This window comes from Thiomonas sp. TH-17 (assembly GCF_057473305.1).
The window spans coordinates 1-7,160 of the sequence record NZ_JBYCKI010000281.1 but is presented as its reverse complement, the minus strand read 5'-3'; the positions used below and the strand labels follow the sequence as shown (position 1 = coordinate 7,160).

8 protein-coding genes are annotated in these 7,160 nt (G+C 67.0%); 2 read left to right on the top strand and 6 right to left on the bottom strand.

The window, feature by feature from the left end; translation table 11 throughout:
* Nucleotides 1–203 (top strand): hypothetical protein (locus AC2VLV_RS15825; protein WP_486990891.1); only part of this gene is annotated, 203 nt, incomplete at its 5' end.
* Between the two features lie 12 nt (nt 204–215).
* Here AC2VLV_RS15825 and AC2VLV_RS15820 read toward each other — a convergent pair.
* The 6 genes from AC2VLV_RS15820 to AC2VLV_RS15795 form a co-directional block, all read right to left on the bottom strand.
* A complete protein-coding gene (locus tag AC2VLV_RS15820) occupies nt 216–809 on the bottom strand; it encodes a thioredoxin fold domain-containing protein (RefSeq protein ID WP_486990890.1) in 594 nt (197 codons plus the stop codon).
* 92 nt (nt 810–901) lie between these two features.
* Nucleotides 902–1,606, bottom strand: coding sequence for a PspA/IM30 family protein (locus tag AC2VLV_RS15815; protein ID WP_486990889.1), 705 nt, complete (start codon nt 1,604–1,606; stop codon nt 902–904).
* Between the two features lie 28 nt (nt 1,607–1,634).
* Complete coding sequence (locus AC2VLV_RS15810) at nt 1,635–2,498, bottom strand: heavy metal-binding domain-containing protein (RefSeq protein WP_486990888.1); 864 nt, start codon at nt 2,496–2,498, stop codon at nt 1,635–1,637.
* Between the two features lie 9 nt (nt 2,499–2,507).
* Nucleotides 2,508–3,518, bottom strand: coding sequence for a YbjQ family protein (locus tag AC2VLV_RS15805; protein ID WP_486990887.1), 1,011 nt, complete (start codon nt 3,516–3,518; stop codon nt 2,508–2,510).
* Between the two features lie 10 nt (nt 3,519–3,528).
* Nucleotides 3,529–3,948, bottom strand: coding sequence for a hypothetical protein (locus tag AC2VLV_RS15800; RefSeq protein ID WP_486990886.1), 420 nt, complete (start codon nt 3,946–3,948; stop codon nt 3,529–3,531).
* A complete protein-coding gene (locus AC2VLV_RS15795) occupies nt 3,945–6,932 on the bottom strand; it encodes an AMP-binding protein (protein ID WP_486990885.1) in 2,988 nt (995 codons plus the stop codon). Before AC2VLV_RS15795 ends, AC2VLV_RS15800 begins: the two co-directional genes overlap by 4 nt.
* Here AC2VLV_RS15795 and AC2VLV_RS15790 point away from each other — a divergent pair.
* On the top strand, nt 6,931–7,160 hold a 230-nt coding region (locus tag AC2VLV_RS15790), incomplete at its 3' end, for a hypothetical protein (protein ID WP_486990884.1). The two genes, AC2VLV_RS15795 and AC2VLV_RS15790, sit on opposite strands and share 2 nt — an antisense overlap.

The following is a 7,160-nucleotide window of genomic DNA, read 5'->3' as shown; positions in this document are numbered from 1 at the left end:
GCCCGGCCGGCGGCATCCGCCCACTGGCCCACCCCAGCGCCCGGGTGCTGCACCAGCTTCAGACCAACGCCGCACTCATGCGCCAGGCCAATTTGCATACCTTTCCGGTGATGCTCTATCGCACCGCCAACGGCCGCGCCCACCTGATCGTCGGACTGTTGCCGGAAGATGCCATCGCAACCGTGCTGCGCAGCGCAGCCTGACGCAGTGCCGGTCTACTTCACGCTCGCGAGGATGTCCTTGAGCTGCTGCGCATCAGGCGGGCCGACGACGAGCATGGCGTCGCCCTGTTTGTCGCGGTAAAGCATGGTCGGCACGCCCGGCGATTTGGTGGCTTCGAGCAAGTCGTTGTTGGCGTTGAGGATGGCGCTTGTGGCGGGCAGTACCTTGCTGGCCGGGGCGATGCCGCCGCCCTGCCCGGTCGGCCCTTTGCCATAGGTGTTCTCGTTTTCGTGAAACGCTTTGAGACGGTCTGGCGCCTGAAGAATGGCGGCACCTTTGGTCACGCTGGTGGGGGTGAGCACGGCGACGGGCACCCAGCGAATCTCCAGTCCGTCCTTCCCCACCTTCGGGCGCAGGTTGGTGTAGAGCTCGTGGCAGTAGGGACAGTTGGCGTCGAAAAAGAGGTAGATCACTCGCGGCCCGCGGCCTTCGGTGATGATCGTGGCCTTGCCCATCTCACCGAGTACTTTGACGGCGTCGGGGTTCTGGGTCTGCTGGGCGCCGGCAAAGGGCGCCAGACCCATGACGCTGGCCGCGATGACGGCGGCAAAGGCAGTGCGCAACGCAGCGCGGCGGTTGAGAGTCATGCGGGGTCTCCTCGTCTTGTGGGATGTTTGTCGGCGCAGTATGCCGCAAACACAGCGCGCGCGCAGAAGGCCAGCCCGTCGTGCGCCTACGCTTACTTGGTCGACGCCATCTCCGCCTTGAGGCGGGCCAGATCGGCGTCCACCCCGGTGGAGGTGCGCAGCTTGTCGAGGGCTTTCTCGGTGCTGTCGCGCTGGTCCAGCGGATCGCTGAGGATGCCGGCCTCGGTCATGCCTTCCATGGCCTCGGCCTTGGCCTGCATCTGGGACGTCTTGTCCTGCGCGCGGCGCATGGCGTCGCCGGCATCGGCCAGACCCGTGCCCAGACCGGTGAGCGACTCGGACACGCCGACCTCGGCGCTGGCGGCCGCCATCTGGGTTTTCATCACCTCTTTCTGCGTGCGGAACTGTTCGATGCGGTCCTGCAGCTTGCTCTCGTAGGCGGTGAGCTTCTCGGCCTGGGCGGCCACGCTGTCGTGCGCCTGTTGCAGCGAGTCGATCTTTTGCTGCGCGGTCTGCTTTTCGCCTAAAGCGGCGCGCGCCAGGTCTTCGCGCTGCGCCTGCAGCGCCATGCGGGCGTCGGCTTCGGCCTTGTCGGCATCGTGCTTGGCGGCGGTCATCTGGTTTTCCAGCGAGATGCGTTCGGTGATCACATCGGCCAGGTGCCGCTTGGTGTCCTGCAGCGTAGTGATCATTTTTTCGTAAGACAGATCCAGCGTCTGCGCCGGGTCGTCGGCGTGGTTGAGAAAGGTGTTGACGCGGGCTTCGAGAATTTCGGCGGCGTGTTTGAACAGAGTCATGAGAGTTCTCCTTCAGGTCAAAGATCGTTCAGTCGTTCACTGGAATGACGAGTTGCGGGTTGAGCGCATCCACCAGCGCATCGGCCTGCTCCATCGCCTTCACCGCGGTGCCCACGGCGAAGAACTCGATGACATGCGGCTGCCAGTTGTGCGAGCCTTCGTGCAACTGCACGCCGGTGATGCCGTCGGCCTGCGCGGCGGCGGCTTCGTGCTGCATGCGCTCCATCGCCAGTTCGCGGGCGTCGTACATGGCCTGGGTGAACTGCGCCAGCTCCACGTTGTTGCCCAGATTGCCGAGCGAGCGCAGCGCACCCTGGTGAGCGACGTGATAGACGCACGAGCCCATGACCATTTCCATCGGCCGGTAGCCGGCCTTGAGCAGCATCCAGAAGTCCTGCCCTGACAGATCGGAGGTGAAGGGCTTGCCGTCCACGCCTTTGAAACCGGGATCGCCGGTGCGGTGCGCAATGGCGGTGCCGATGGCCATGAACTCCAGAATGTCCTTGTCCCACTCCATGCGCTTGACCTCCAGCCGCAGGCCAACCACGCCGTCGGCGCGCAGCAGAATGGCCTCTTGCTCCATGCGGCTCATGGCGAGTTCGCGCGCCTGATACATGGCTTGCGACAACACGTCCATCTCCATGCTGGTGGACCACTGGCCGTACTGAATGCCGAGGTGATAGACGCAGGAGCCGACCACCAGGCCCAGCGGCTCGAACCCGGCCTGGCGCACCATGACGAATTCGTTCACCGACAGGTCGGAGGTGAAGATGCCCTCATGGCTGCCCTGGGCGCGCAGGCCCTTGAGCCGCTCGACGGCGTGGGGCGCAAGTTGCTCGGCGGCGGAGGTTGCGGGAGTTTCGGTCTGGGGCAATGCGGTTCTATCGTTCATGATGGTTTCCTAGGGTTGGGAGCGAGGGGCTTCGAGCTGACGGTCGGCCAGGCTGAATGTGGGCGAGACGCGGGTGCGCAGCGGACGGTTGCGCTCGTAGGCCACGGCGGTGCCGATGGCGATGTAGCGGCACTGAAAGCGCGGGGGCTCGCCGCCATCGCCCTCCTCGCGCGTGAGTTCGGCGTATTCGGTATGCGCCAGCACCGAGGCGTTCAGCCGCTGGCCGTCGCTGCGCAGATGTTCGATGGCGCTCAGGCGCACATGCTGCTGAAAGGCCGAAAGCTCGCTCAGTTCGGCATTGCTCCACAGCGCACCGGCCTGATAGGCCGTCTGCGCCGAGGCGCTAAATGACGAACTGTTCATCATCCCGAACCCCGCGCCAAAGGCCGAGGCACGCGGCAGATACCAGTCGAAATGCGCGCCGATGGCAATGCCCACGGGCACCGCCCCGTCATCGAGCAGTCGCACGAAGTGCAGCGCCGACACCGTGGCCACCGCCGGGTCGGTGGAGGGCGGCAGACCGCGAATGCGCACAGCGGTGCCGGTGAGCGCGAAATCCACATCGTTCGCCCCCTGCCCGGCATGCGCCTGCAAGGTCACGTCGACCACTGCGTTGGCGCCCAGCAGCGCGGCCTCCAGCCGCAACCGGTCGAGGGCGTGATGCCAGCCGTCGTAGTGGCCGTCCGACCAGGAGTAGTCGAAGTGGTACCAGCAATTGCCGTTGACCATGCCGAGCGGCTCGATGCCGTGAATGCGCTGCGCCAGCATTTCCGCCGGGGTGGCGGTGCTCACCCAAGGCAGCTCGCGCCGCGCGGTGGCGGCCAGGCGGGCCTTGACGAATTCGGGCAGGTCATTGCCGGGCAGCGCCTCGGCCCAAGCCTGCTGCCGCGCCAGTTCATCGGCGCTGAGCGCACGCGGCGCGGCCAGAGTGTGGGCGGACGCGGTGAGCCCGTCCACCGCATGGCGCGCGTCCTGCGCGACGCTCTCGGCGCGCTGCTTCAAAGTGTTCCAGAGTGACATGTCGTGCTCCTCAATGCATCAGAAAATCATGCAGCGACTGGCTGGCGCGCTGCAGTTCGCCGGACTGCGAAAACAGCGCTGCCAGCAGGCTCTCCATCCACCCGGCCAGACTCAGTTCTTCGCGTTTGAGGATGACCCCGCCCACCACCCGGGCGCGCTGGGTGTGCACCCCGGAAGGATGGCGTTCGAGCAGGTAATGAAACGCCTCGGTGCGCACGGTGATGCTCTGCACATGGCTGGTCTTGGCGAACAGACCGTCGCGCTTGCGCACCACGTCCACCTGGCCCGGCAGATCGCCTTCGAGGCGCGCGGCGAGACCTTCGACAAAGGCCTGGATATCGGCGCTGGAGCGGCGGATCCAGGCGGCTTGCAGGTCGATCTGGTTGGCGTCGTCCGCGCCGGGATCGGTGTGATTCAGAGTGTCGTTCATGGGTGGGGAGAATGGTGATGAAACATTGAGGCCAGCCGGGGCGCGTGCCGCTGGGCCGCTGTTGTCTCGCTGGCGTTCAGGCACTGCTGCATGGCAGCGTGGGCAGCGTCGCGTAGTTGCACGGCGGCGGCGAACGCGTCGTCGGTACGTTGCGGACGAATCGGCGTGGTGATGGTCAGGCGCACCACATGCCAGTGCGGCAAGCGCTCTCCGTCGTGCAGCACCGCGCGGGTGCCGCGCAGAATCACCGGAACCACCGGCATGTCTGCCCGCACTGCGGCCTCGAACGGGCCGAGGTGAAAGCCGAGCAGGCCGGGATCGCGGCGGAAAGTGCCTTCGGGAAAAACGCAGAGCGACACGCCCTGCGCCGCCAGGGCGCTCAGGCGCTGTGCGGCCGCCACGCTGCCTTGCGCGTCGAAACGCTCGACAAACTCGGCACCCAGCCGCCGCAGGAAAAACCGCGCCACCGGGTTGCGCAACAGCTCGCGCTTGGCGACGAAGCGATACGGGCCGCGCAATGCCGCCAGCACCATCAGACCATCGAGATCGCTGGAATGATTGACCAGCAGCATGTGCGGCTGCTTCGGCAAGGCGTGCGCGCCCTGCACCTGCAGAGGCTGGCCGACGAGGCGCAGCAACAGGCGGGCGGCACCGTGGGCGAAGCGCCAGGCCCAAGCCGGTCTGGACAGCAGAGCCAGCACCGGCGCGATCAACAGCATCACCCCGACCAGCGCCAGCCACCACCAGGCGGCGTAGAGCAGATGCGCCGCTTGCGATAAACCGTGCCGCGCGCGCGCCGCTACGGCGCTGCGCGCCAGCCGCAGGAATTGCCGCCACACCGCGAGGGGCCGCGTGCCCATGCGGCCCGACAGCCACACTTGCCGCGTGGCGTCGCGGCGCAGCTTGCCGCTGGAAGTCTTGCGCACGGTGTGCAGCGGAGCCAACACCACCTCGTCGGGCGGCTCGCCCAGCACCTCGGTTGCGGTGCTCACGATGGCGGCTTGAAGCTGGTTGCGCGCGGCGGCGTCGGTTTCGCGGGTTTCGGCCAGCACCACCACGCGCTCGGTGCCACGGGCTTCGTCGGGCGCGCCGAACACCACCACGCAGCCTTTGCGCACCCCGGCCAGTTCGCCCACGGCGAGTTCGACTTCGTGCGGATAAATATTGCGCCCGCCGCGAATGATGATGTCTTTCACCCGGCCGGTGATGTAGATCTCGCCCTCGGCGCGGTAGGCCCGGTCGCCACTGTCGAGCCAGCCTTCGTGAAGCAGCTTTTGGGTCTCCAGCGGCCTGCGGTAATAGCCGCCGGTGGCCGACGGCCCCTGAAACTCCAGCCGTCCCTCCACCCGCTCGGCGACTTCTTCGCCCAGGTCGTCGAGCAGGCGCACGCGGTGCCCCGGAATGGCCTGGCCGCAGGCGACGAAGTGCAGCGCGTGCGGGTCGTTCGCGGCGGCGGGTTGCGCGTGGTGCGTTTGCTCGAACACGGCGCGATCAATCGCATCGACCACCGGCGGGCGCTGCAGCGACGACAGCAGCAGCGCCACCGAGTTTTCCGCCAGGCCGTACACCGGCGTCATGGCCTCCGGTCGAAAGCCATACGGCGCAAAGCGTGCCGTGAATCGGGCAAGGGTGTCGGGGCTCACCGGCTCGGCGCCATTGGCCGCCAGCCGCAGGGTGTGCAGATCGAGGCCTGCGATGTCGGCATCGGCCACATGGCGCAGGCAGAGTTCAAAGGCGAAATTCGGCGCCGCGGTATGCGTGCCGCCGTAGCGATGAATGGCCAAGAGCCAGCTCTGCGGTCGCCGCAGAAACGCCAGCGGCGACATCACCACCAGCAGGTTGCCGGTGTAGAGGCTGGACAGCCAGGCGCCGATCAATCCCATGTCGTGATACAGCGGCAGCCAGCTCACGAACACATCGCCGGGCTGGAGGTTCAGCACATCGTGAATGGCGCGGATATTGGCCAGCAGGTTGGCGTGGGTCAGCGCCACGCCTTTGGGGTCGCCGGTGCTGCCGGAGGTGTACTGGATGAAGGCAATGTCGTCGGCCGCCACCGTCACCGGCACGCGCGGCGGCAAAACCTCCGCATCAGCGGGGGGAGCGGTGTCGGTGATCACATGGCGCAGGCTGGGCGCCAGCGCTTCGAGCAGATGCGCCACCCGCCGCGCTTCGGGCACGGTGATCAGCGCGACCGCCTGCGCATTGGCCAGAATGCCGACATGGCGGCGCACATGATCTTCGATCTGCGACAGCCGCGCCGGCGGGTAGATGGGCACGGGCACCGCGCCTGCCAGCAGAATGCCGAGGTAGCGCGTGAAGTAGTCGGCGCAGGTGGGCAGCATGAGAGCCACGGTCTGCCGCGGCTGCACGCCCAGCGCCTGCAACTGTTGCGCCGTGCGCTGCGCGCCGCGCCACAGGTCGGCGTAGCTCAGCGAGAGTTCCTCGGGCTGCTGGCCATCCTGGGGTGAGGCGGTGTCATGGGGCTGCAGCAGCACGATCTGGCGGCGTTCTGGATGGCGCGCCAGATGCCACTGCAGCACGTCGAGCAAGGTCGCGGCCCGCTCGGGAGCGGCGGTCTCGTCGGCCTGGGGCGAGGCGCTGCGCTGCGGGGTCGGGTCTGGATTGTCGGTGGGCTGGGCTGGCGGATTGGTCTGCTCCAACTGCGGAGCGGGTTGCGATGGGGATGGTTGAGATGGCGCGGCCTGCAGCGCATGCAGCAGGTCGCGCGGCGTCTGCACCTGCTGCAGCAGATCGTCGGGCAGGCGCCGCTTGAAAGCGCGCTCCACCCGCAGCAGCAACTCCACCCGCGCCAGGCTGTCGAGGCCCAGATCGCGGTCGAGCGCGCTGTCGAGTTCCACCGTAGCCGCGTGTGCCCCGGCGCTGTGCAACTCGCCGTAAAGCGCGCGCACGACGTCCAGCAAACGCTGCGTCAGATCGTCGCCGTTCGACGGCCCCTGGCCATTCTCACTGCGTGCAGATTCCATGTCCGGCTCCCGCCAACCCGCGTTCGCCCTGCTGGCGCCGCGGGTTTTGCTTCACGCTCAATCATGGGCGATGGCTGTTGGATCGGCGGCGTCCAGAAAAGTGCGGAGCCTTAAGACTCGCCAAAGCGAAGCTAGTGCAGTGTTTCACGCTATCTGGAACATAAAACCGCGTCTTTGCCGCCAGGGCGGCGTTGCCCATCCGCGCGATACCTACGGGTATCGCTGTGG